The 1,113-nt window shown below is 28.1% G+C and carries 1 protein-coding gene; it reads right to left on the bottom strand.

Annotation, left to right across the window (positions count from 1 at the left end):
- The coding region (locus D9R21_RS07705) for a hypothetical protein (protein WP_158613990.1) at positions 1 to 1,113 on the bottom strand (1,113 nt) is incomplete at both ends.

Genomic DNA, 1,113 nt, shown 5'->3' with positions numbered 1-1,113 from the left:
ACCATTTAATCATTGAAAATTAGGTCAAGTTTTTTCATCTTGATTAATTACTCACCCTCATGGAATACCAAACGAAATAAAGTTTAAGAATTTACCAACACCACCTGGAATAGTAAAAGGATTAAAAACTAACTTTTGCGTATAGTTTAAAGGTAATACAGTTGTTTGGCGATTAATAAAATTATTCATATTTAAAATATCTCAAACATTAGAAGAACCCATTTTATTATATTCAAATTGAACTTGACCAACAGTATTACCAAATTCATCTTTTCTTCTAAAATATGATGAGGCTTGGGTACTAATTATATTATCAACATTACCACTATTTACTTTTACTTTGTCGGGTGGTGTAATAGTTCAATTTTTAGACCAATAGAATTTAGAACTATTATCTTCTGTATGAATATTTCTACCAACACTAGAATTAGTTGCTGATGTAGTAGTGGGGTCGGTTATAACAATACCCTCAATATTTTTTTGTTTTCAAAAGTCATATCTTGCTTCCATATCTTTTTTTCAATTTTCATAACCAGTTATCATAGTTGGTTGGATACCTTGAATGTTATATCAACTTACTTCTGGTGAAGCATAAGTATTTATTTTATCAGGTGGTGCAGGATACATGTTATACATTAATAAATCACGTGAATTCATTACTTTTTTATTAAATTGACCTTTAATAATTGGTCGCCCAATAACTGGCATATCAAAAAAGATTGGATTACCATAAAATTTAACTGCCATTGCTATAACTCCTGGGTCTTTTAATAAAACATCATCTAATTCAATGGTTGATGTATTTGTTTTTTCATCATAAGTTATTTTAGGAAAACAATAACCTTCCCCCGGGGCACTTGTTTGAATAAATTGTCGTACTGATAAACCACTATTACTAATTTTGTCATTAATACTTGAAAGGGTAATTTCTTGTCATAAAAAACTACCATCATATGGTGAATAATAATTAATAACATTTGATGGATATAATCATTGTCTATCTTGTGGAGCAGTATTAATATCACCACCACCAATATTTAAACCACGATCATTAAATACAGTATAAAAATTATAATAATCATTAATATTTAATTTATCTGCATCTTCATCTAA

Origin of the sequence: Spiroplasma endosymbiont of Megaselia nigra (assembly GCF_003987485.1) — a bacterium.
Taxonomy (GTDB): domain Bacteria; phylum Bacillota_I; class Bacilli_A; order Mycoplasmatales; family Mycoplasmataceae; genus Spiroplasma.
This window is presented reverse-complemented; position numbering and strand designations above follow the sequence as displayed.